Origin of the sequence: Streptomyces xanthii (assembly GCF_014621695.1) — a bacterium.
Taxonomy (GTDB): domain Bacteria; phylum Actinomycetota; class Actinomycetes; order Streptomycetales; family Streptomycetaceae; genus Streptomyces; species Streptomyces xanthii.
Genome location: NZ_CP061282.1, coordinates 116,999 through 140,155, shown reverse-complemented (window position 1 = coordinate 140,155; position 23,157 = coordinate 116,999). Strand labels below are relative to the sequence as shown.

Annotated in this window: 12 protein-coding genes; 2 read left to right on the top strand and 10 right to left on the bottom strand. The window is 74.9% G+C overall.

Translation table 11 applies throughout. The features are described from left to right. Positions 1-13 precede the first annotated feature (13 nt). Complete coding sequence (locus tag IAG42_RS36370; RefSeq protein ID WP_188341886.1) at positions 14-1,003, top strand: AfsR/SARP family transcriptional regulator; 990 nt, start codon at positions 14-16, stop codon at positions 1,001-1,003. A 32-nt stretch (positions 1,004-1,035) separates the two neighbouring features. On the opposite strand, the gene IAG42_RS36365 is transcribed toward IAG42_RS36370, so the two are convergent. The 3 genes from IAG42_RS36365 to fabD are packed head-to-tail and all read right to left on the bottom strand — an operon-like array spanning position 1,036 to position 3,387. Continuing rightward, positions 1,036-1,632 (bottom strand): flavin reductase family protein, encoded by a 597-nt coding sequence (locus IAG42_RS36365; RefSeq protein WP_188341885.1) that lies wholly within the window; start codon positions 1,630-1,632, stop codon positions 1,036-1,038. Positions 1,633-1,645: 13 nt separating this feature from the next. Next, positions 1,646-2,485 (bottom strand): 4'-phosphopantetheinyl transferase family protein, encoded by an 840-nt coding sequence (locus tag IAG42_RS36360; protein WP_188341884.1) that lies wholly within the window; start codon positions 2,483-2,485, stop codon positions 1,646-1,648. Next, complete coding sequence (gene fabD, locus IAG42_RS36355) at positions 2,482-3,387, bottom strand: ACP S-malonyltransferase (protein WP_223206488.1); 906 nt, start codon at positions 3,385-3,387, stop codon at positions 2,482-2,484. Before fabD ends, IAG42_RS36360 begins: the two co-directional genes overlap by 4 nt. 185 nt (positions 3,388-3,572) lie before the next feature. Between fabD and IAG42_RS36350 the strand changes: the two genes are divergently transcribed. Further along, a complete protein-coding gene (locus IAG42_RS36350) occupies positions 3,573-4,742 on the top strand; it encodes an RNA-guided endonuclease InsQ/TnpB family protein (protein WP_188342037.1) in 1,170 nt (389 codons plus the stop codon). 35 nt (positions 4,743-4,777) lie between these two features. Here IAG42_RS36350 and IAG42_RS36345 read toward each other — a convergent pair whose 3' ends face one another. Genes IAG42_RS36345 through IAG42_RS36315 form a run of 7 tightly spaced genes read right to left on the bottom strand, consistent with a single transcriptional unit; the run spans position 4,778 to position 23,135 of the window. Beyond that, positions 4,778-12,487 (bottom strand): non-ribosomal peptide synthetase, encoded by a 7,710-nt coding sequence (locus IAG42_RS36345; protein WP_188341883.1) that lies wholly within the window; start codon positions 12,485-12,487, stop codon positions 4,778-4,780. Positions 12,488-12,508: 21 nt separating this feature from the next. Continuing rightward, positions 12,509-18,781, bottom strand: coding sequence for an SDR family NAD(P)-dependent oxidoreductase (locus IAG42_RS36340; RefSeq protein ID WP_188341882.1), 6,273 nt, complete (start codon positions 18,779-18,781; stop codon positions 12,509-12,511). 34 nt (positions 18,782-18,815) lie between these two features. Next, positions 18,816-19,595: a polyketide synthase gene (locus tag IAG42_RS36335; RefSeq protein WP_188341881.1), complete on the bottom strand. Its 780-nt coding sequence runs from the start codon at positions 19,593-19,595 to the stop codon at positions 18,816-18,818. Next, positions 19,592-20,326: an enoyl-CoA hydratase/isomerase family protein gene (locus IAG42_RS36330; RefSeq protein ID WP_188341880.1), complete on the bottom strand. Its 735-nt coding sequence runs from the start codon at positions 20,324-20,326 to the stop codon at positions 19,592-19,594. The genes IAG42_RS36335 and IAG42_RS36330 overlap by 4 nt, the downstream gene beginning before the upstream one ends. Further along, positions 20,323-21,573 (bottom strand): hydroxymethylglutaryl-CoA synthase family protein, encoded by a 1,251-nt coding sequence (locus IAG42_RS36325; protein WP_188341879.1) that lies wholly within the window; start codon positions 21,571-21,573, stop codon positions 20,323-20,325. The genes IAG42_RS36330 and IAG42_RS36325 overlap by 4 nt, the downstream gene beginning before the upstream one ends. A gap of 27 nt (positions 21,574-21,600) precedes the next feature. Further along, positions 21,601-22,887: a beta-ketoacyl synthase N-terminal-like domain-containing protein gene (locus tag IAG42_RS36320; RefSeq protein WP_223206487.1), complete on the bottom strand. Its 1,287-nt coding sequence runs from the start codon at positions 22,885-22,887 to the stop codon at positions 21,601-21,603. Continuing rightward, positions 22,884-23,135 carry a phosphopantetheine-binding protein gene (locus tag IAG42_RS36315; protein ID WP_188341878.1) on the bottom strand — a complete coding sequence of 84 codons (252 nt, stop codon included), beginning with the start codon at positions 23,133-23,135 and terminating at the stop codon, positions 22,884-22,886. The genes IAG42_RS36320 and IAG42_RS36315 overlap by 4 nt, the downstream gene beginning before the upstream one ends. Between the last annotated feature and the right edge of the window lie 22 nt (positions 23,136-23,157).

The window sequence follows — 23,157 nt, the reverse complement described above, 5'->3', positions numbered from 1 at the left end:
GAGGTAGGGGGAGATGCAGTTCCGCATTCTCGGTCCCGTGGAGATCCAGGACGAGCGAACCGGTCTGAGGATCCTTCCGACGGGCGCCAAGCAACGCGCCCTGCTGGGCGCGCTCGTGGTCAAGTCCGGGCACGTCGTGTCCGTCCACCGGCTGATCGACGAGCTGTGGGGGGAGAACCCGCCCGCCAACGCGACCAACGCGCTGCAGGCGCACGTGGCGCGGCTGCGCCGCCTGCTGCCCGTGCCCGAGCCGGGATCGGGGGAACCGCACCACGAGTGGATCGTGACGCGCTCCCTCGGCTACGTCCTGCGCCCCGGCCGCAGCACGACGGACGCGCAGCGGTTCAACGAGCTGGCCGCGCGCGGACGGGCGGCCGCCGCGGACGATCCGCAGCAGGCCACCGAACTGCTCCGCGACGCCCTGGCGCTGTGGCGGGGGCCCGCCCTGGAGGGCAGTGTGCGCGGGGACATCTGCGCCGCCGAGGCGGCCCAGCTGGAGGAGAACCGGCTCACCGCCCTGGAGACCCTCTACGACGCCTGCCTGCGGGCAGCCCGGCACGACGAGATCATCGGCGAGCTCGAGGAGCTGACGACGGACCATCCGATGCGGGAGCGGTTCTACGACCTGCTCATGGTGGCGCTGTACCGGTGCGGGCGGCAGGCGGAGGCGCTCAGCGTGTACGACCGGGCGCGCAAGCGCCTGGTGCACGAACTGGGCGTCGAGCCGGGTCCCGCGCTGCGCGGCCGGATGGACGCGATCCTCCAGCACGACCCGGGCCTCGCGGCGCCGGGCGCGCCCGACCGGGTCGCCTCCGTGGTGGCGATGCCCCTGCCGCCGCGCCCACCGGGCCCCCTGCCGGGGGCCGGCCCGGACGCGACGGTGCTGAGCCTGAGCGGGGAGATCGCCCGGCTGCAGCACCGCATCGAGCGGCTCTCCCTGGAGCACGAGGAACTGATGCGCCGCTTCGACCGGCTGGTCGCACAGCCCGCCGCGGGCCAGTAGGCACCGCCGCGGCATCCGCCCGCACGGCCCGCTCAGGCGCCGTGCGGGCGGGCCGTGTGGAATCCGCGCCGGTACCAGAGCAGCGGGGCGATGTCCGCCGTGCCGTGCCGGAACTCGACAGGGGTGGCGAGCACCAGGTCGTGGTCCCCGGCGCGCACGATCCGCGCCGTGCGGCAGCGCATCAGCAGCGCCGCGTCCGGCAAATACGGCGTCCCGGAGCCCTCCCACGCGTCGAACCCGCCGCCCGCGAAACGGTCGACGTCCTGCGTGGCGAAGCGCCGGGCGAGGTCCCGGTGCTGCGCGCCGAGCACGTTGACCACGAACTCGGGCGTGGTCGTCAGCGTCGCGTGGCAGCTCGAGGTCAGCGCGACGCCCGCGAGGATCAGCGGCGGGTCCAGCGACACGGAGCTCACCGAGCTGGCGGTGAACCCGCGCCTCCGCCCGTCCGGGTCGAGCGCGGTGATGACGCTGACCGGGGCGGCGAGCTGTGCCATCGCGTCCCGGAAGGACTGGGCTGACGACGGCGCGGCCTGAGCGGCCTCTGCGGACCGGTCGGACCGGTCGGACCGGTCGGCGTCGCCGGTTCCCGCGGGCCTTTCCCGCACCGCTGTCGTGTCCAGGGCTGTCATACGGTCTCCTCGGTCATGCGCCGGCTCCGACGAGCGGGGCCAGGGCGCGGTGGGGTGCGGGCAGCGGGATGTCGCGCGGCACGGCGCGGCCCCAGGGGAAGCCGTCGTGCATCTCGATCCGACCGGGAGCCGAACCGTCGCGGCTCCGCTCCACGGCCAGCGACACCAACACCTGCGGGCGCGGGTTCAGTTCGACGAAGCACCAGCGGTCCGCGTCGTCGCCCTCCGGCGGCCGGAACCCCACCACGCCCTGCTCCTCGTCCAGTTCGAAGGAGAAGGAGTCGAAGGGCAGGCCGAGGCCCAGGCCGCGCGCCTTGGCGTAGGCCTCCTTCAGGGTCCACAGGCGCAGGGTGGCCCGGTCGCGGCGGCCGCCCGCGGTGAGCCCGGCGAGATAGGCGCGCTCCTGGGGGGCGAAGGACTCCACGACCCAGTCGAAGCCCCGCTCCCCGCCCCGGTCCAGGCGTTCGATGTCGACACCGACGCGGCGGTCGCGGGCCACGGCCATGACGTTGAACCCGTGCGCGTGCGACAGGTTGAAGTCCAGGTCGCGCGCGCCGTCGGGCAGTCCGCCGGGCGGGGCCTGGAGGAAGGGCCGGCCGCGCGAGGAGCGCCACAGGACGGCCTCCGCCTCCGGGATGCCGGTCTCCAGCGACAGCACGCGCCGCACCAGACAGTGGGCGACGAGGTACTGCCGCCGGTCCCGCTCGAACAGGAAACGTCCGGCGGTCTCGCGCTCGTGCTCGTCGAGCCAGTGCGGGGCGAGCAGGGCGCTGGTCGGCTGGTCGAGCCCGTCGTTGGGGCAGAACCAGAGGCCGACGGTGTCCTCGCGGGCTGTGGGGTGCACAGGGTTCATCGCGCACCCGCCCCGGCCGGCACGCGGGCCTGGTCCCGTTCGCGCCGGATCTGCCGCAGCAGGCCGGCGAGGACCCGGCCGGTGCCGATCTCGGTGAACTCGGGTTCGGGCCCGTGGACTTCGTCGAGGATCGCCGCGACGGTCTCGTGCCAGCGCACCGGCTGGTGGATCTGCTGGAGCAGGGTCGCGCCGACGAGGTCCTGCGCGTAGGGGCGGGCGGTGGCGTTGGCGATGACGGGGAAGGCGAGCGGGGCGAAGACGGTCCGTGCCACGACGGGTTCGAGCCGCTCGGCGGCCGGTGCCATGTAGCGCGAGTGGAAGGGGCCGCTGACGTCGAGCCGGCGGACCATGCGGGCGCCCGCGTCCTCCAGGATCGGGCCCACCTCGGCGAGGTCGTCGACCGGGCCGGCGAGCACGATCTGGCCGGGGGTGTTGAGGTTGGCCAGGTCCAGGGTGGCGAAGCCGGCCCGCATCAGGAGGAAGCGGAGCCGGGTCTCGGGCAGGCCGACGACGGCGCTCATGCCGCCACCGGTGATCTCGGCCATCGCGGCGGCCCGGGCGGCGACCAGGCGCAGTCCGTCGGCGAAGCCGAAGGCGCCCGCCGCGTGCAGGGCGTTGTACTCGCCGAGGCTGTGGCCGACCGCGAGATCGGCCGGCTCACCGCCGTCCTCCAGGTAGGCGCGGTGGGCGAGGGCACCGACCGCGAACAGGGCGGGCTGGGTGTAGCGGGTGTTGCCGAGTTGCCCTTCGGGGTCCTCCAGGCAGAGCCGGCTCAGGCTGTAGCCGAGGACGTCGTCCGCCTCCCGCACCAGGTCGGGGAAGCGTGCGAACAGGTCCCGGCCCATGCCGACGCTCTGGGCGCCCTGGCCGGGGAACATGAGGATCCGCGTCATGGTGGTCATCGAGTCTCCTTCAAGGATGCCCTCACTTTTGGGTGGGGGAGGAATCGGAGTTCCCGTGTGAGCGGGGCAGGGAAGGCCGATGTGCCGTCAGGGCGGATGGGGGTGCACCAGAACCGCTGGTGAGGGGCCCTGCAAGGATCAATGGGGCTCAACTGTCAGTCCTCCCGGATAGGTTCGGATGCGTGATGGCGGAGGCGAGCGCTGCGACGGCCGGGTACGCCCGGTACACGTTCCGTGTGCGCTTGTCGTCCACGGCCCGGCGGGAGCTCGAGGCCGAGTGGGACCGCTGCCGTTGGGTCTGGAACGAGTCGGTCGCGAAGTCCAAGGCCGTGCACGCGCACAGCCGGGCGACGGGCGAGAAGGTGACCTGCGGTCCGGCTCAGCTCGACAAGATGCTGACCGAGGCCCGCAAGCGCACCCCCTGGCTCGCGGAAGGTGCGAGCGTTCCTCAGCAGCAGGTGATCCGCGACTTCGGCAAGTCGAGGGCGAAGGCACTCAAGGACATCAAGGCGAGATTGCCGGTGCGGCAGCGGGCTGGGATGCCCCGGCACAAGAGGAAGCGTGAGGCGCTGCCCAGCCTGAACTACACGCGGCGCGGATTCGGTCTGAAGGACGGGCGTTTGCACCTGGCGGGCGGGATCGTTGTACGCCCTGTGTGGTCGCGGGAACTTCCCAAGGCACCGTCCAGCGTCCGCCTGTACCGGGATGCGGTCGGGCACTGGTGGGCGTCGTTCGTCGTCGCCACCGTGACCGAGGAACTGCCCAGGACGGGCCGTTTGATCGGAATCGACTGGGGCGTCAAAGAGACCGCCACCACCACATCCGACACTCACGATCTGCCGCATCCACAGCACGGAAGGACGGCCGCGCAGAAGCTTGCGAAGTACCAGCGGATGATGGCCCGTCGTAAGCCGAAGCGCGGTCAGCCCAGCTCGCGGGGCTACCGTGAGGCGAAACGGCAGACTGCGAAACTGCACCGCAGGATCGCGAACCAGCGGACCGACACCGCCCGCAAGTGGGCCAAGCGAGTGGTCCGCGACCACGACGCCCTTGCCGTGGAGAACTTCCGGCCGAGGTTCCTCGCGAAGACCACCATGGCCAGGAAGGCGGCCGATGCCGCTATCGGCGCCGCCAAGAAGGCCCTGGTCGAGATGGCCCGCAAGCACGGGCGAGCCGTGCATCTGGTCAACCCCGCGCACACCACGATGGACTGTGCGCAGTGCGGAGCGAGAGCCAAGCACCGCCTACCTCTTTCCGAGAGAACGTATACGTGCACCGCGTGCGGAACCGTCTCGTCCAGGGACAAGAACTCCGCCCGCGTGATACTCGTCCGGGCTGGTCTTCAACCCGGCTAGTGCTGATCTTGTAAGCCCTGAACCCCCGCCGGGGGTCAGGCGAAGTGAGCTAGGAATCCCCCTCGTTCACGAGGAGGAGGAGTCAATGCTTTCGGCTCAGACGCCACCGGGGCAGGGAAGGCGTGTTCGGCCAGATCGCCGAGGTCGGCGGTGGTGAAGAGGGTCTCCAGGGAGATCTCCCGGCCGCCTGCGGCGGTGATCCGGGCGGACAGGCGCAGGAGTTGACGGCTGGTGGCGCCGAGCGCGAACAGGTCCTGGTCCGGGGTGATCCGGCCGCCCGTGCCGAGTTCGGCGGCGACCAGCGGCGCCAGCAGTTCGAAGGGCGTGCCGGGCGAGGTCGGTCGCTCCTGCGGTGTCGACGGCTCCTCGGCGGGGCCGATGCCCCACACCGAGCCGAGCCGCGCGGACAGTGCGCCGGTGGTCACGGGCGCGGGTGCGGGTGCCTGTACGGGGTCCTGTGCGCCTGCCGGTGCCGGGGTGGCGGCGCCGGTGGGCAGCGGCGGGCGGGTGCGGGTGAGCGGGGTGGCCGGGAGCGCGGCCCGGGGTGCGGTGATCGCGGGCCAGTCGACCCGCTCCCCCGCGACCCACGCCGTCAGGGCGTCCCGCTCCGGTGCGGGGGCCTCGGGCCCTGACTCGACGGCTCCGCCGCCTTCGGTGCGCACGCGGTGCGCTAGCAGGCGCAGGCCGGCGGCCGCGCCGGCGGCGTCCGTGATCAGGCCGGCGCGCACGGGGCGGTCGGTGCGGCCCTCGCGCAGGGTGCGGGCGACGATGCCGGCGCCGAGGGACGGGTCCCGTTCCCACAGGTCGGCGATGCTGTCGGCGAGCGCGGCGAGGTGCTCGGGGGTGTCGGCGGACAGCGGCAGTGCCCAGGTGCCCGTGTCGTGCGGGCCGGGTCGCGCGGTGGGCGGTTCCTCGACGACGAGGCTGCCGTACGAGCCGCCGCCGGCGAATCCGTTGACCAGGACGCGGCGGGGGGTGCCGGGGGCGGTGCGCCAGTGGCCGGCGTCGCCGGTGGCGAGGGTCACCGATTTCGCGGCGCCGGCGAGTGCCGGGTTGACCGCGGAGGTGAGGAGCGTGGGATACACGTCGCGGCGCCGGAACTGGGCGATCACCTTGCCGAGTTGGGCGAAGACGGAGGCCGCCTCGAGGTGCCCGGTGTGGGGCTTGACCGTGCCCACCGGGACCGGTGCCGCCTCTGGGGCCCCCTCGGAGGCGGCGGTGTCGAACAGTCGTCCGAGGGCGGTGAATTCGAGGGCGTCGGCGAGCGCGGCACCGGCCGCGGCGGCCTCGACGTAGCCGATGTCGTCGGGGCGCAGTCCGGCGTCGTCGAGCGCGGAGCGCATGGTGGCCTCCTGCCGTACCGGGTCCGGGACGCCGAACTGGCGGGTGGTGCCGGAGTGCTGGAGGGCGCCGCCGCGCAGCACCGCGTGGACGGGGTCGCCGTCGGCGAGGGCGCGGTCCAGCGGCTTGAGCAGGAGTGCGCCCACGCCTTCGCCGACCAGCCAGCCGCTTGCGCGGTCGGTGAAGGCGCAGGAGTCGTCGTTCTCGGCGACGAGGCCCATCTCGGAGAGGACGTCGAGGTGGTCGGGGTGGAGCACGAGGTTGGCCCCGGCGGCGAGCGCGGCGTCGCAGCGGCCGTCGGCGACGGCGCGGTACGCGGCCTCGACGGCGGCGAGTCCGGACACGCAGCCGCTGTCGACGAGCACGCTGGGGCCGGTCAGGCCGAAGGCGTGCGAGGTGCGGTGGGCCAGACCGCCGCGGGTGGCGTGGGTGCTGTCTTCGGACCGTCCGCCGGCGCGGGCGGCGACCCCGTACAGCGCGTGGTCCTGCCACATCGAGCCGACGAAGACGCCGACCCGGTCGCCGGCGCGGTCCGGGGTGAGGGCGGCGTCCTCGAAGCAGCGCCGGGCGACGGAGAGCAGCAGGCGTTCCTGCGGGTCGACCGCGCCGGCCTCGTCCTCGGGGATGCGGTACTCCTCGCCCTCGACGGCGAGTACGTCGTCGAGGTAGCCGCCGACGGCCGCGCCGGCCCTGCGTGCCCGGGAGTGCAGGGGCTTCCAGCGGTCGGCCGGTGCGGGTCCGGTGGCGGGGGTGCGGGAAGCGAGCAGGGTGTCGAGCTCGTCGAGGGTGCGGGCGCCGGGCAGGTCGGCGGCGAAGCCGACGACCGCGACGGCCCGGTCGGCGGGCCGGGCCGCGGGGACCGAGGGAGCCGAGGCGGTCGGGGCGAGGGCGGCGCGGCGGGTCCGTGCCTGTTCGGTGAGTGCGCCTCCCCACAGGGAGAGGAGCAGTTCCTGTCCGTCGTCGACGCCGAAGTCGGCGCGCACCGCGTCGAAGTCCATCTCGCCGACGGCGCACAGTCCGAGCCCGCGCTCGGGTGCCCCGGTGAGCAGTAGTTGGGCGATGTGCCCGGCCTCGATCGTGGAGAAGCGGGCGGCGTTGCGCTCGCCGTAGGCGGGGGCGATGGCGGCGGGGGTCGACACGAGGAAGACGCCGAAGCCGGCGGCGTCCACGAGCGCCCGGTTGTGGTGGACGTGCAGGTCGGTGCCGTAGCGGGCGTCGGGCGCGAGGGCGACCAGGGCGCGCTCGGCCGGGTGCAGGTAGTAGAGGCCGGCGTCGAGGCCGCGGACGGCGCCGGGGGCGGCGTACACGTAGACCTGGACCGGGTAGAAGCCGCCGCCGGAGGGGTAGCGGCGCTTGGCCCGGCCGTCGAGGTCGCCCCAGGTGACGGCGGCGAGCAGCGTGAGCAGGTCCTCGGCGGGCAGCGGGTCCTCGGCGAACTCGCGGAAGGAGGAGGCGTCGAACAGGGCGCGGGGCTCGTCGTCCGTGACCGGCGGGACGGGGATGCGGCGCAGGGTGGCGGGCAGGCGCCGTTCGGCGATGCGGGCCTCCTTGAACGCGGCCTTGGCCTCGGGGTCCAGGGCGATCCGTACGTCGGTGCCGGTGGCGGCGGGCCTCGGGTGCGCGGTGGCGGGCGCGGCGGCCGGGGTGACGCTCCGGGCGATGGAGCGCGGGGTGGGGCTCTGGATGAGGACGTCGACGGGGATCTGGGCCCCGGTCTCCGCCTCGATCTCCTGGGCCAGCCGGATCATGGTGAAGGATGTGGCGCCGAGGTCGAACAGGTCGTCGTCCGGGGCCACGTGGCCGACGCCCAGGACGGCGGCGGCCCGGCGGGCGACGTCCTGCGCGTCCAGGGCGCGGGGTGCGGCGGCGGGCTCGGGGGCCTGTTCCGGGGCCTGTTCGGGCAGGGCGGCCTTCAGGAGGGCGCCGAGCGTGGGCTTGCTGATGAGGGCGTCGACGGGCAGGGCCGTGCCGGTGAGACGCTCGATCTCCTGCGCGATGCGGATCATGGTGAACGAGGTGGCGCCGAGGTCGAACAGGTCGTCCGTGTCGGCCGGTTCGGCCACGCCGAGCACGTCGGCGACGACGGCGCGGATCTCGCGGCCCGCGGCGTCGGCCGGAGCGGCGGCAGGGACGGCGGCAGGGGCGGGCTCCGCCTCGGGCGCGGCGCCGAAGAGCGCGGCGGCGGCCCGCCGGTCCAGTTTGCCGTTGGTGGTCAACGGGAGGTCCTCCACGAAGCGGAAGCGGTTCGGCACGAGGTAGCCGGGCAGAACGTCGGCCAGCGCGCGGCGGATCTCCGGGACACCGGGGGCGTCGCCGGGCGTGCGGGGGACGCAGAGGGCGGCCAGGATCTGTTCGCCGGAGGCCGGCTCGTCGACCGGGAGCACCCGGGCGTCGGCGACGCCGGGCACCCCGGTCAGGGCCGCCTCGATCTCCTCCGGTTCGATGCGCAGGCCGCGCAGCTTGAACTGGCCGTCGATCCGGCCGAGATAGCGGATCTCCCCGTCGTGTCCGAGCAGCCCGAGATCGCCCGTGCGGTAGAGCCGGGGCGAGTCGTCGAGGTCCGGGAACGGCGACGGGACGAACCGCTCCGCGGTCAGCTCCGGCCGGTCGTGGTAGCCGAGCGCGACCTGGCGGCCGCCGATGAGGATCTCCCCCGCGACGCCCGGCGGCACCGGGCGCAGGCGGTCGTCCACGACGTGGATGCGGGTGTGGCTGACGGGGCGGCCGATCGGCACGGTCGGTTCGTCCCAGTCGGGGCGGCACGCCCAGTGGGTGACGTCGACGGCCGCCTCGGTCGGCCCGTAGAGGTTGTGCAGGGCGGGCCCGGAGGTACCGAAGACCTCGTAGAACCGCCGCATGGTGGCTACGGGGAGGGCCTCGCCGCTGGTGAACACGGCGCGCAGGGAGGTGCCTTCGGCCGCGTCGGGGTGGCGCAGGAACATGCCGAGCACCGAGGGCACGAAGTGCGTGACGGTCACGCGCTCCTCGCGCAGCAGGCGGGCGAGGTAGGCGGGGTCGGTGTGGCCGCCGGGGCGGGCGACGACGAGGGAGGCGCCGGCGACGAGCGGCCAGAAGAACTCCCAGACGGAGACGTCGAATCCGTACGGGGTCTTCTGCGCGACCCGGTCGCGGGCGGTGAGCCGGAAGCGGTCCTGCATCCACAGGATGCGGTTGGCGACGCCCTGCTGGCTGTTGCGGCAGCCCTTGGGCCGGCCGGTCGTGCCCGAGGTGTAGATCGTGTAGACCGGGTCGTCGGGCCGCACCGAGACGGCCGGGCGGGTACCGGGCAGGGCGTGGAGCGCGGCACGGTCGGCGTCCCGGTCGGGGCAGATCACCGTGGCGCCGGCCGCTTCCGGCACCTCGGCGAGGGCGGCGTCGGCGACCACGACGCGGGCCCCGCTGTCCTCCAGCAGGTAGCGCACCCGCTCCGGCGGGTTGGCCGGGTCGACGGGCACGTACACGGCACCTGAGCGGACGATGCCGACCAGGGCGGTCACCAGGCGTTCGGAGCGGTCCATGTGGACGGCGACGTGGTCGCCGGGCCGCACGCCGAGGTCATGCAGCCGGCGGGCCAGCCGGGCGCTGCGGCGGTCGAGGTCGCCGTAGGTGAGGGTGCCTCCGGCGTGATGGACGGCGTCCCGGTCGGCGCGTCCGGCGAACGCGGCCTCGACCAGCTCGACGAGGGTGAGCGGGGTGTCGGGGTCGACGGGAGCGACGACGCCCAGATCGTCCAGGGAGGCCTGCTCGGTCTGCTCTGTCAGCTCTATCTGCTCCGGCTGCTCCGACTGCTCCGACTGCTCCGACTGCTCCGTACGTTCGACCTGTCCGGCGGCGAACTCCCGTACCCGGTGCGCGTACCGGTCGAACATCGCGTCCAGGCGGTCCGGGCCGAGGGCGCCGTCAGCCGCGTCCCACTGCCCCATCAGGTCGTCGCCGACGAGCAGCGGGACGTGGTCGAGCGCCACCTGGGCGGTCTGCGACTGGCTGGTGCGCAGGTCGACGTCCGCGGGGTGCAGCGCGGGGTCGATCTCGGGTACGCGGGTGAAGACGACGGGCAGCCGCAGCGCGCCGCCCGAGCGGAACACCCGGGTGCGCAGTTCGCCGAGCCCCGGCACGAGTCCGGCGCGCTCCAGATCGGCGCGGACCCGGTCCCACAGGGCGCGGGCGCGCGCGGCGAAGTCGTCCGGGAGCGTGTCGTCGACGGTGATCCAGGCGAGCTGGGTGAAGTCGGCGACCATCGCGTCGGCGTGAGCGAGCGCGGCGGGGCGGTCCCAGGAGACGACGGTGACGGTGAACGGGTCCGTGCCGCCGAACTCGGCGCGCAGTTCGTCGGTGTACGCGGTGAGCAGCACCATGTCGGCGGGTACGCCGATGGCCGCCGCCCGCTCGGTGAGCGCGCGCCACGAGCCGAGGGGGGCCTTGCGGTGGGCGCGGGGTGCGCCGGGGGCGGGCTCGGGCAGGGCGGGGCCCGGGGGCAACGCGGCGAACTTCTCGCGCCACGCGGCACGGGCCTCTTCCCCGGCCGGGGTGCGGCGCAGGGCGGGCAGCGTGCGCAGGTAAGCCGTGGGGTCGGCGGGGCCGGACAGCACACTGTCGTCGCCATCGTGCAGGGCGAACAGCTGCCCGAACAGCAGGGCGAAGCTGCGGGCGTCGGCGAGGAGGGCGTCGAGCACGACGTGCAGGACGATCGTGCCGTCGGGCAGCGTGCTCGCCTCGAGGGCGTACATGGGGCTCGTGCCCAGCGGGAACGTGGTGTCGCGCAGGCGTGCCGCGGTCCGCGCGAGCTCGGACTCCGGATCGGCCGCGCCGGTCAGGTCGTGCCGGACGATCCGGTGGTGGCCGGTGACCGGGGTGACGGTGAGGGTGCCGTCCTCGTGGACGGCGGCGCGCAGCATGGGGTGGTGGGCGAGCAGCCGGTTCCAGGCGTCCTCGAGCCGGTCGGTGTCGTGCCGGCGCAGCAGGAACTCCTGGTACACGCGGGTCTCGGCGTCGCCGCCGAGACCTCCGATCCTGCCGACGAGGTAGGCGGACTGCACCTCGGTGAGCGGGACGGGCTCCGACGCTGCCCGGCCGGGCAGCGCGGCGGGTGCGGCGAGCGCGGCCCCGCCCTCGTCGGCGATCCGTTCCAGGGCCGCGCGCAGGGCGTCGAAGGCGGCCCGGGTCCGGGTCTCGTCGACGTCGGTCGGTGCGAAGTCCCAGGACACCAGCAGGGCGCCGTCGCGTTCCTGGACACAGCTCTCCAGGTGCACGCCCGGGGTGAGGGTCGCGGAGGCTTCGAGGTCGACGTGCGCCGCCCAGCTGTCCGGGTCGTCGCCCAGGGCGGTGAGGCTGCCGAGCAGGCTGGTGAAGACCATCGGGATCGCGGCGGTGCGGCGGCCCGGCGCGGACCGGGCGTGCTCGCGCAGGGCGCGCACCCCGCTGACGGCGGAGTGCTCGAGGTCGCTCCACAGCCGGGCCCGCACCAGGTCGAGCCGTTCCGCCGCCGTTCCGGTGGCGGGCGGCGCGACGAACACGGACGTGGAGATGAACGGGCCGACCAGGCGCGGCACATCGGGGTGCACGCGGCGCCGGTTGTACGTGGTGAGGACGACGGGCAGCGGCGCCTGTTCCTCCCCGTCGCCCTGCACGGCGGCGGTGCACAGGGCGAGCAGCAGTGCGGTCGGGGTGGCGCGGGCCTCCTTGGCCGCGGCCTTCACCCGCTCCCAGCGCTCCGGCTCCAGGCGCAGCGCGATCCGGCGGTGGGCCGGGCCCGACGCCGCACCGCCCGCCAGGGGAAGCGGCCGGGCGAGGTCGACGTCCGCCAACTGCTCGCGCCAGTACGTCAGGGACTCCTCGGGCACCTGGGTCCCGGCGCCCGCGGCGCAGTACGCGCGGAAGGTCAGCGCCGGTTCGGTGACGGCGCTCCCCCGCGCGTACCGCTCGTACCACTGCTGGAGCAGCAGGGAGACGCTCGGCCCGTCGGCGATCAGCTCGTCCACGGTGAACAGCACGCGGGCCCGGCCGCCGCCGAGGAGGGCGACGCGGATCGCGAACAGCGGCCAGCGGTGCGGGTCGGAGCCGGCGAGGGCCTCGCGGCGCAGCCGCGCCAGTTCGGCGTCCCGTGCCCCGGCGTCGAGGCCGGTCAGGTCGGCGCGGACGAAGCGGTGGGCGGGCACCTGGGCGCGCACCACCTGGCGGGCGTCGGGCAGCATGTGGGCGCGCAGCATGTCGGTGGCGGCGACGACGTCGTTCCAGGCGCTCTCGGCGCGGTCGGTGTCGAAGTCGTCGGCCTCGAACTCCAGGTGGATCTGGGTTCCGGCGCCCGCACCCGGGCCGGCGCCGAGCGTGCGGCCCACGTAGAACGACTCCTGGATCTCCGTGAGAGGGAACGGCTCGAACCGGTCGGTCGGGTCGGTCTGCGGCATGGCTGGGTTCTCCGGTTCCCTCTACTTGCTCTGCAGGTCGGACAGGTGGGCGACGAGTTCGTCGACGGTGAACTCGCTGAGGAGCTGGAGCGGCAGCGTCCGGCCGAACCGCTCGGTGATCTCGAAGCGCAGGTTCATCGCGCCGATGGAGTCCACGCCGAGCTCGACGAGGGTGCGTGCGGTGTCGATGGGGCCCTCGGCGCCGGGTCCCGCGGCCAGTTCCCCGACGAACGCGACGAGCCTGGCGAGCCGCGGGTCGGTGGTGGCGGGCTCGGGCACGGCTACAGGGGCGGGCTCGGGCGTGAACTCTGGGGCGAAAGCGGCGAGTTGAGGGGTACGAGGCGCCTCGTCGGCGAACCAGTGGCGCGTCGCGAGGTACGCCGACGGCGGCAGCGGCACGATGCGGCGGGGGCCGGGCTCCTGGGCCTCCGGGGCGTCCAGAGCCTCCAGGGCCTCCCGGTCGACGTCCCAGCCGCTCACCCACAGGTCGGCGACCTGTTCGAGACGGCCCGCCCGCCACAGCGCGGCCACGAGGTCGTCGGTCTCCGGTGCCTGGTCGCTGGCGGCGGCGGTCGCCGTCCCCGTGCGCAGCGCGCCGCCCGGGGTGCCGTCCGCGGCGTAGCGGGCCAGTTCCGCGGCGAGTGCGGCGACGGAGTCGGTGACGACGGCGAGCCGGTGCTCGTGGCTCGCCCGGCCGAGGTGCAGGGTGCGGGCGAGGTCGGCGAGTGGGGTGTCCGCCCCGGCGCCGGTCAGCCAGCGGGCCAGGCGGGCCGCGGTGGCCGACAGGTGGGCCGGGCTCGGCGCCGACAGCACGACGAGCTGCGGGGTGCGGGTCTGCGGCCGCGCGGGGGCGGTCGTCAGGTGCTCCTCCAGGACGACGTGGGCGTTGACGCCGCCCGCGCCGAAGGAGCTGATGCCGGCGCGGCGGGGCAGTTCGCGTCCCTCGGCGTCGCGCAGCCGGGGCCAGGGCGCGGCGTCGTGCTGGAGCCGGAAGCGTGTCGCGGCCAGGTCGAGGGCGGGGTTGACGGGTTCGGCGTGCAGGGTGGGCGCGAGGGTGCCGTGGCGCAGCTGGAGCAGGACCTTGGTGAGCGCGGCGATGCCCGCGGCGGACTCCCCATGGCCCACGGCCGACTTCACCGAGCCGAGCGAGCAGGGCACGTCGGCGGCACCGCCACGCCCGTACGTCTCCTGGAGCCCGGCCAGTTCGACGGGGTCGCCGAGTTCGGTGCCGGTGCCGTGCGCCTCGATCACGTTGACGGTGGCGGGGTCCACGCCGGAGCGGCGCAGCGCCTCGCGCACCACCCGGGCCTGCGCCCACGGGCTGGGCGCGGTGTAGCCGTTGGTGCGGCCGCCGTGTGCGACGGCGGTGCCGCGGATCACGGCGTGCACGGTGTCGCCGTCGGCGAGGGCGCGGGCCAGCGGCTTGACGACGACGGCCCCGGCTCCCTCGCCGGGCCCGAACCCGGCGCCGCCCGCGCCGAAGCTGCGGCACAGGCCGTCCTCGGCGAGGAACCCGGACTGCCGCAGCATGCGGAACCGGGACGGGTGCAGGTAGAGGTTGACGCCGCCGACGAGCGCGGCCGCGCACTCGCCGCGGCGCAGGGCCTCCACGGCCTGGTGCAGGGCGACCAGCGAGGACGAGCAGGCGGTGTCGACGGGCTGGCTGGGGCCGCGCAGGTCGAGGAGGTACGAGAGCCGGTTGGGCAGCGACCAGGCGTGGGCGGAGGGCATGTCCCGGCCGCCGGCGGCCCAGCGCTCGGCGCCGAGCAGCGGGTAGTCGGCGGAGGTGATCCCGGCGAAGACGCCGACGCTGCGGGGCTCTCCGTCGGGGGCGGTGAGCCGGTCCAGGCGGCTGCCGGCGAGCCCGGCGTCCTCCAGGGCCTCCCGGGCCACCTCCAGGAAGAGTCGTTCCTGCGGGTCGGTGTACGCCGCCTCACGGGACGACATGCCGAAGTACGCGGGGTCGAACCGGTCGACGTGGTCCAGGAAGTGGCCCCTGGCCCGGACGTCCCCGGTGTGCTCCCAGCGGTCGGTGGGCAGGTCGCCGACGGTGTCCTTGCCGGCGAGCAGGTTCTCCCAGAACGCCTCCGGGTCGTCCGCTCCCGGGTAGCGGCCGGCGAGTCCGACGATCGCCACGGCGTCGTCGAGAGCCGGATCCGTGACCGGGACCGGGAGCGTGGCCGGGGCCGGGACCGGGACCGGGGTGGTCGCGGCGGCCCGCTCGACGGGGGTTGCCGTGTCGGCCGACGGGACGGGTACGAGCCGTGCCAGGTGCTCCGCCAGCTCGGTCAGGTCGCGCAGACCGAACAGCATCTCCGGGCCGACCGGCGCCACTTCGGCACTCAGCCGGGAGGCCAGCGTCCGGATCATCACCGAGTCGAGGCCGAGGGCTTCGAGGGAGGTGCGCGGCCCGATCGCGGAGCGGTCGTGCCCAAGGGCGTCGGCGACCGTCCGGCAGACCAGGTCGAGGAGGGCGACGGAGCTTGCCGGTCCGGCGGGAGCGGGCGCAGGGGCCGCCGCCGGGGCGGGGGTGGGCTGCGAGGGCCCGTCGTCGGCGAGCAGGTGCAGGCCGGCCAGGCTCCGGTGCCAGCGGTCCCGGTCGCCGTGGAAGAGGGACACGACGACAGGGCCGTCCGGGCCGAGGACCCTTTCCAGGGCGCGCAGCCCGAGTTCGGCGGGGAGCGGGACCATGCCGACGCGCTCCTCGACCTCCTCGCGGACCGGGCCGGGGATCGTCATGCCCGGCACGTCCCACAGCGGCCACTGCACCGACACGGTCCGCCCGTGCCGCTCCCCCGCCGCGACGCGTTCCGCGCGCCGCTCGGCGAGGGCGTCCAGGACGCCGTTGGCGTAGGCGTAGTCGGCCTGGCCGAGGTTGCCGCCGAGCGCGGCGACCGAGGAGAACAGGGCGAACACGTCGAGCGGCAGCCCGGCCGTGGCCTCGTCGAGCGCCAGGGCACCGGCCGCCTTCGGGGCGAGCACGGCGGCCACGTCGTCGGGGGTCTTGCGCAGCAGATAGGCGTCACGGACGACGCCGGCCGCGTGGAAGACACCGTGCAGGGCGCCCTCGTGGCCGAGTATGTCGTCGATCAGCGCGCGGGCACCGGCGGGGGTGCTCACGTCGGCGCGTACGTAGCGGATGCCGCCCGAGCCGTCGGCGGGCGGGCGCACGGCAGGATCCAGCTCGGCCCAGGGGGTGCGCCCGCACACCACGACACGGGTGCCGGGCCGGGCGGCGAGCCGGCGGGCCAGCGCGCGGCCGATGCCGCCCGTGCCGCCGGTGACCAGGTGCACGCCGCCGGGACGGAAGGTCACGTCCCGCTCGGGCAGCGGCGCGGGGCGCAGCACGCGCCGGGCGCGGCGGCCCCCGCGGACGTCGGCGAGATGTCCGGCCTCGGCCTGGGGCGCGGTCAGTTCGGCCCGTACGGCGTCCGCGGCGGCGGCCCCGTCGTCGTCGACGAGCAGGGCCCGGCCGTCCAGGCGCGGGTTCTCCTGGCGCAGGGTCTGCACCAGGGCGCGGGCGGCGTCCGCCTTCAGCGGGTCGGCGGTGACGGCGAGGACGGTGAGCCGCTGGGTGCGGAAGGCTCCGAGAACGGTGCGCAGCGCGGCGAACGCGGCGGTGTCGGCGCCGGGTTCGGCGCCGAGCCGCACGACCAGGGGGACGGCCTCGGGATCCGTGGCGCGCACGGCGTCGATCCCGTCGAGGCTCCGCCCGCCGAGCGCGGCACCGAGTCGCCCCGCGGTGTCGTGCACGAGCAGCGGCCCACGGGCGAGCTCCGGCACACCCGCCGGCAGGGGTGCGTCCTGCCAGCCGGGGGTGTGGAGCGCCAGCGCGGAGAGGTCGTCGTACGGGGCTGTGGGCGTGACCGGGACGGAGGGGGTGCGGCCGCCCGAGACCGCGTGCGGGTCTGTGACGACGTGCCCGTCCGAGACAGCGTGCAGGTCCGCGAGGGAGAGCGCACCCGGAACGGGACGCGGGTGCGGGGCCAGGTGCCCGTCCGTGACCGGGTTCGGGCCCGAGACCGGTTGCGGGCCCGGGACCGCCTGGCTGTCCGTGACCATGTGCGGGTTCGGGACCGAGTGCCCGTACGAGACCGTGTGTAGGTCCGGGTCCACGTACCCGTCCGAGACCGCGTGCAGGTCGGCGAGGGAGAGCGCACCTGGGACGGGACGCGGGGCCGGGGCGGGCCGCTCGCCCATCACGGGGGGCCGCCCGTCCGTCGCGAGCCGCTCGCCCCGCGCGGACCGCTCCCCCGGCACGCCCCGCTCGGCCGTCACGTAGTGGCGGTCGCGGGCGAAGGCGTAGCCGGGGGCCGGGATGCGGCGGTGGCGGGTGGGCGGGCACAGGCGGGTGAAGTCGATGGTGTGGCCCTCGGTGTAGAGCTCCGCGAGTTCGCGCAGCGCGCCGGGGCGGGCGGTCGCGTCGTCGGCCCGGTCGAGGAAGCGGTCGGCGAGGGCGGCGCGGGCCCGGCGGTGCTCGCGGTCGGCGAGGGGTTCGGCGGGGGCTTCGACGCGGCGCTCGTCGGGTTCGCCCGAGGCCAGCCGGTCGAGCGCGTCGAGGAGCTCGTCCCGGTCGGCGACGAGCAGGGCGGCACGGTGGGGGTGGTGGTCGCGGGCACAGGACAGGGTGTGGGCGAGGTCGCCGAGGGCGGCGTCGGCGCCGCCGGGCGAACGCAGCCAGCGGGCGAGTTCGGCGGCGCGGTCGGTGACGGCCGCGGGGCGGCGGCCGGACAGCGGGACGAGCACCGGGCCGTCGGGCCCGGGAGTGTGCGCGGGCGCCGGGGCCTGCTCGACGACCACGTACGCGTTGGTGCCGCTGAAGCCGAACGAGCTGACGGAGGCGCGGCGGGGCCGGTCCGCCGCCGCGGGCAGCTCCTGCCGTTCGGTGGCGACGGTGAACGGGCCGTCCGTGAAGGGGATGCCGGGGTTGAGCGTCCCGGCGGTGCAGTGCAGCGACGGCGGCACCTGTCCGGAGCGGACGACGCCGATGGCCTTGATGAGCCCGGCGAGGCCGGCGGCGGCGGAGGTGTGGCCGACGTTGCCCTTCACCGAGCCGATCGGCACGCTGCCCGCGGGTCGGCCCGCGGGGGCGAACACCTCGTTGAGGGCGGTGACTTCGATGGGGTCGCCGAGCGGGGTGCCGGTGCCGTGGCACTCGACGTAGTCGATGCCGTCGGGGGTCAGGCCGAACCGGTCGAGGGTGGTGCCGATGAGGCGGGCCTGCGAGGCGGCGCTGGGCGCGGTGATGCCGTTGGTCCTGCCGTCCTGGTTGAGGCCGCTGGCGCGGACGACCGCGTGGACGGGGTCGCCGTCGGCGAGCGCCTTCGACAGGGGCTTGAGCACGACGACGGCGCAGCCCTCGCCGGGGACGATGCCGTCGGCGGACGCGTCGAAGGGGCTGCAGTGGCCGCGGGGCGAGAGCATGCCGGCGCGGCTCATGAAGACGTGGGGCAGTTCGGTGAGGTAGAGGGTGACACCGCCGACGAGCATCATGTCGGCGTCGCCGAGCCACAGGGACTGGCAGGCCTGGTGGAGGGCGACCAGGGAGGACGAGCAGGCCGTGTCGACGGTGACGGCCGGGCCCTTCAGGTCCAGGTGGTACGCGATGCGCGCGGCGAGCAGCGAGTTGGAGTTGCCCTGCATGACCTGGGCGAGCCGGGCGTGCTCGCTCTCGCGCTCGACGAGGTCCTGGTAGTCGTTCATCATGACGCCGGCGTGCACGCCGACGCGGGCTCCGGCGAGGGAGCCGGTGCGCTGCCCGGCGTGTTCGAGGGCGCGCCAGGCCTCCTGGAGGAAGAGCCGGGCCTGCGGGTCGGTGAGTTCGGCCTCGCGGGGTGTCATGCGGAAGAAGTCGGCGTCGAAGCGGTCGACGTCGTCGAGGAACGCACCCCACTTGGAGACGGACTTGCCCTCCGCGCCGGGGTCGGCGTCGTAGTGCTCGTCCGTGCGCCAGCGGTCGGCGGGCACCTCGGTGACGAGGTCGTCCCCGTCGAGGATCCGCTGCCAGAACGTGTCGGCGTCGCCCGCGCCGGGGAACCGGGCGCTGTAGCCGATGACGGCGACGGGTTCGAGCGCGGGCGCGGCCGGGGCGGCCGCCGGGGCGGCGGCCGAAGGCGTCGCCGGCGCGGCCGGTGCCGGGGGCGCGGCCGCGCGCAGCAGTGCCTCGGCCGTCGCGCGGTCCACGGCGGCCGGCTCGGGCGGGGCCGGGGCGCGCAGCAGCGCGGCGGCGGACGCGGCGTCCAGCGCACCGGTCTTGACTCGGGTCAGGATCTCTTTCGCGTCCATGCCGTCCATGCCGTCCTTCGGTTCCTTCGTCGCGGGGCTCGGGTCAGTGGGCTTCGGCGCCGTACGCGCCGACGATGCGTTCCATCACCTCGGGCAGCCGGAACGAGGTGCGGTGCAGGGCCGCCTCGCGGGCCACCGCCTCGCCCGTCGCGGCCAGCAGCGGAGCGGCCAGCTCCCGCTTGAGGAGTTCGATGGAGGCCCGGGGGGCGTGGGTCATGGACCGTGCGAGGTCCAGCGCGGTGCCCGGTACGTCGTGGTGCGGTACGACACGGACGGGCGCGCCGCGCTCGCGCAGTTCGGCACCCCGGTAGGTGCGGGCGGTGAAGAGCATCTCGGTGCCCAGCTCACGGCCGAAGCGGCTCGGGAACAGGTGGGTGGCGCCCATGCCCGGGGTGAAGCCGTACTTCATGAAGTTGCCCGCGTACATGGACCGTTCGCTGAAGACCGCGAAGTCGGCGTACAGGGCCAGCACGAGGCCGCCGCCGATGGCGTGGCCCTGCACCGAGGCGATGACCGGCAGCGGGCACCGGGTGAACACCCGGAAGAAGTCGTCGGTATCGAAACTCCCGTTGCCCCGCGCGAAGTTGACCAGCTCGCGCTGGGTGCCTCCGGCGCAGAACAGCTCGGGCCGGCCCTCGACGACGACGGCCCGGGTGCGCGGGTCGGCGGCGGCCTGCTCGATGGAGTCGACGAGCCCGGACGTGAGCCCGGCGGAGAAGGTGTTGCGGCCGTCCGGGTCGTCCATGGTGACCACGGCCACGGGGCCCTGCCAGGTCAGCCGGACGACGGAGAGGCCGGTGGGGGCGGTCGGTGCGGTGGTCATGCGGCACGCTCCGCGATCAGTCGGTGCACGGCGGGGTCGGTGAGCCGGTCGAGGAAGGCGCGGCCCGCGTCCCGGCCCAGCCGCCCGTCGCGCGGGAAGAGCCGGGTGCGGTACGCCTTGAGCGCGCCGGCGGTGTCCCGGTCGACGCGGCTGAGGCCCACGAGGACGCGCCGCAGCGCGCCTTCGGCGTCCTCGGCGGCCGTGTCGGCGAGCCCGGCGTCGACGGCCGCGGCGGCGTCCAGGTCCTCGGCGAGCAGCGTCGCCGCGAAGGCCCGCTGCTCGCCGGTCCTGCGGGCCACGAACGGCAGGGCCATGGCGGGCACGAGGCCGACGAGCGCCTCGGTCAGCCGGAACCGCGCCCGGGGCCCCGCGACCACGAGGTCGCAGGCGGCGGCGAGCCCGACGCCGCCCGCGGTGGCGCGGCCGTCGACGAGGGCGACGGTGACCACGGGCGTGCGGGTCAGCCGGTCGAGGAGCCGCCAGTACGGCAGTTCCTCCGCCTCCGCGTCGGGCACGGTGACGGGCACGCCGTCGGAGAGGTCGGTGCCGGCGCAGAAGTCGTCGCCGCGCGCGGACAGCACGAGGACCCGGCAGTCCGGGTCGGCCTCGGCGCTGTCGACGGCGGCGTGCAGGGTGTCCAGGAGCTGCGGGGTGACGGCGTTGCGCAGTTCGGGCTGGTCGAGCCGGGCCCGGATCACCCCGCGCACGCGGGTCAGGGTGACGGCGGTCATCGCTGCTCGCCCCCCAGCCACACGTACTCGCGGTGGTAGTCGTGCACGCCCGCGAGGACGAGGCGGCGGCCGCCGTCGAAGCGCGCCTTGGTGATCTGCGGGAAGCGGTCGAGGTCGAAGGTGAAGTCGCGGGCGCCGAACTTGAGCTCGGCGGTGGCGGTGAGCAGTTCGTCGTACTCCTCGACGCTCAGCGCGTACCGGGCGTCGAGCGCCTCGCGGATGCCCATGGCGCGGACGGCGCGCTGCGAGTCGGGGGTGACGACGGCGCTGTAGAACTCGGAGGCGCAGCCGGAGCCGTAGGAGAAGACGCCGACGCGGCGCTCGCGGTCGATGACGGCGTTGTCGATCGTCGAGGCGAGGGCGAGGAAGACGGTGCCGGCGTAGATGTTGCCGACCTGCTGCGGATACTGGATCGCGGCGCCGAGACGGTGGGTGAAGTCCTCCTCGACGGCCTGCGGGGCGATGCCGCGCTTGAGCTTGCGCAGCGCGGCGCGGTGGGCGCCCTTGACCATGCCGGGGAACGGGGTGTGCATGGCGAGCAGGTCGAAGGAGTCCACGAAGTCGGCCCCGTCGACCTTGGCCGCGTAGTCCGTGAACGAGCCCTTGAGGCACTCGATGTAGGTCAGCAGCGACAGGTCGGTGTCGCCGGCCTCGCGCTCCGGGTCGGGGCGGCAGGTGTCCATGACCTCGTAGCTGTGGAAGCCGTTGGCCCCCTGGTCGAAGGCGGCCACGACGGGGTTGTCGCTCACCAGCATCGCCATGGCGCCCGCGCCCTGGCTGGGCTCGACGTAGGTGTGCGGCACGGGGCGGGCCACGTCGCTGCTGATGACCAGGGCCTTGGTCCCCTCGAAGGGGCTGGCGGCGACGACGGCGGCGGCCATCTGCAGGGCGGCGGTCCCGCTGTAGCAGGCCTGCTTGGTCTCGAACAGGCGGCAGTTGCGCGACAGGCCCAGGTGGTCGTGGACGTAGGTGGCGAGCGACTTGCCGAAGTCGACCCCGGACTCGGTGCCGACGATCAGCAGCTCGATGGAGTCGCGCTCCTCCTGGCTGAGGGCGTCGACGAGGGGCTTGGCCGCGTTCACGGCGAAGGACACGGCGTCCTCGCAGTGCAGCGCCACGCTCTTGCGGGCCATCATCAGGTTGCCGATCCGGCTGTCGTCGAGGCCGCGGGCCGCGAACAGGGTCGGTACGTCGATGTAGGTCTCACCGCAGTAGGCGTTGATGGCTTCGATGCCGACCTGCTTCATGCTCTTCTCCGTAACTGCGAGGCTGCTTCAGGGCTGGACGCGGATGACGACGGAGGCATTGATGCCGCCGAACGCGAAGCTGTTGCTGAGGGCGGTGCGCAGCGGCCGCCGCTCGGCCGTCCGGCCGGCCAGCGCCAGCTCGGCGACGGGGTGTTCGAGGTTCGGGTTGGGGTGCACGGTCTGGGCGCGCAGCTGGGCGATCGTGGCCACCGCCTCGACCAGTCCGGCGGCGGACAGGCAGTGGCCGGTGAGCGGTTTCGTCGAGTTGACGCGCAGGTCCGGCCGGGCGCCGAACACCTGGTGCAGGGAGGCCGCCTCGGTCTCGTCGCCGAGGACCGAGCCGGTGCCGTGGGCGTTGACGTAGTCGATGTCCTCGGGGGTGAGGCCGGCCGTCGCCAGGGCCGCGCGCATCGCGGCGGCCTGGCCCCCGGCGTCGGGTTCGGTGCCGCGCCGGGCGTCCAGGCGCTGGCCGTGCCCGGCGATCTCGGCGAGCACCTCGGCGCCGCGGGCGCGGGCCGCCTCCGGCCGTTCGAGGAGAACGGCCGCCGCGGCCTGGCCGCGGACGAAGCCCTGCCGGTCGCGGTCGAACGGGCGGCACATCCGGGCCGGTTCGCCGCGCAGGTTCTCGTGGGCGAGCGCGCCGGTGCGCCGGAAGGCCTCGGCCTCCACGGGCGACAGTTCGGCGGCGGGAGCGACGACGAGGACACGCTCGGCCCAGCCCGCGGCGACGGTGCGCGCGCCGTGCACGAGGGCGAGCGTGCCGCTGGCGGAGGCGCCGCCCAGCGCCCAGCCCTCACCCTGGATCCCGGTGAGTTCGCTGACCACGCCGATCACGTCGGCGTCGAGGTGGGTCAGGGCGTACGAGGCGCGCAGCCGGCCCGGGGCGCGGTCATGGCCCAGGACGGTCTCGGCCTGGTGGGCCAGCGCGAGGTTGCTCCCGGCGACGAGCAGCGCGGTGCCGTCGGCCAGTTCCCCGGCGCCGAGGCCGCTGTCCCGAACGGCCCGCAGCGCGACGCACGCGGCGGTGCGCGCGGGAAGCGCGGCGCGGCCCGCGACCTTGCGCAGCCGTGCCGCCGCCGCGGGCTCGTCCGGCAGGTGCCGGGCCGCCCAGTCCGCGAGGGTGAACCCGTCGAGCGCGGCGACGGGCAGGCACGCCTCGCCGCCGGCCGAGTCGTCCGCGGAGTCTTCCGGGGACGGCAGGGTCACGGCGCTGCGGCCGGCGAGCAGCGCGGCGGTGAAGCCGTCGAGGTCATCGGCGAGCGGGCTGAGCACCGCGGCGGCGGTGACCGCCACGGCGCCGGGTATGTGCGTCACGCGTGGGCGCTCGCGTGCGCGAGGAACACGGCGACCAGGGAGCGCAGGTCGTGCGCCCGGGTCAGCTCCGCGTTGGGCACCTTGATGCCGAGCTCGTCCTGGGCGGCGATGACGACGTCCATGCGGTCGATGGAGTTGGCGCCGAGGTCGCGCATGCTGTGGTCGAGGGTGATCTCGATGTCGGCCGCCTCGGGCAGGACGTCGACGATCTGGGCGCGGATGACGGAGAAGATCTCTTCCTCGGTCATGAGGACGGTTTCCTTTCGGGTG

Coding starts and splice junctions, on each gene's coding strand:
- IAG42_RS36370 (WP_188341886.1), top strand. CDS start 14: ATGCAGTTCCGCATTCTCGGTCCCGTGGAGATCCAGGACGAGCGAACC.
- IAG42_RS36365 (WP_188341885.1), bottom strand. CDS start 1,632: ATGACAGCCCTGGACACGACAGCGGTGCGGGAAAGGCCCGCGGGAACC.
- IAG42_RS36360 (WP_188341884.1), bottom strand. CDS start 2,485: ATGAACCCTGTGCACCCCACAGCCCGCGAGGACACCGTCGGCCTCTGG.
- fabD (WP_223206488.1), bottom strand. CDS start 3,387: ATGACCACCATGACGCGGATCCTCATGTTCCCCGGCCAGGGCGCCCAG.
- IAG42_RS36350 (WP_188342037.1), top strand. CDS start 3,573: ATGGCGGAGGCGAGCGCTGCGACGGCCGGGTACGCCCGGTACACGTTC.
- IAG42_RS36345 (WP_188341883.1), bottom strand. CDS start 12,487: ATGCCGCAGACCGACCCGACCGACCGGTTCGAGCCGTTCCCTCTCACG.
- IAG42_RS36340 (WP_188341882.1), bottom strand. CDS start 18,781: ATGGACGGCATGGACGCGAAAGAGATCCTGACCCGAGTCAAGACCGGT.
- IAG42_RS36335 (WP_188341881.1), bottom strand. CDS start 19,595: ATGACCACCGCACCGACCGCCCCCACCGGCCTCTCCGTCGTCCGGCTG.
- IAG42_RS36330 (WP_188341880.1), bottom strand. CDS start 20,326: ATGACCGCCGTCACCCTGACCCGCGTGCGCGGGGTGATCCGGGCCCGG.
- IAG42_RS36325 (WP_188341879.1), bottom strand. CDS start 21,573: ATGAAGCAGGTCGGCATCGAAGCCATCAACGCCTACTGCGGTGAGACC.
- IAG42_RS36315 (WP_188341878.1), bottom strand. CDS start 23,135: ATGACCGAGGAAGAGATCTTCTCCGTCATCCGCGCCCAGATCGTCGAC.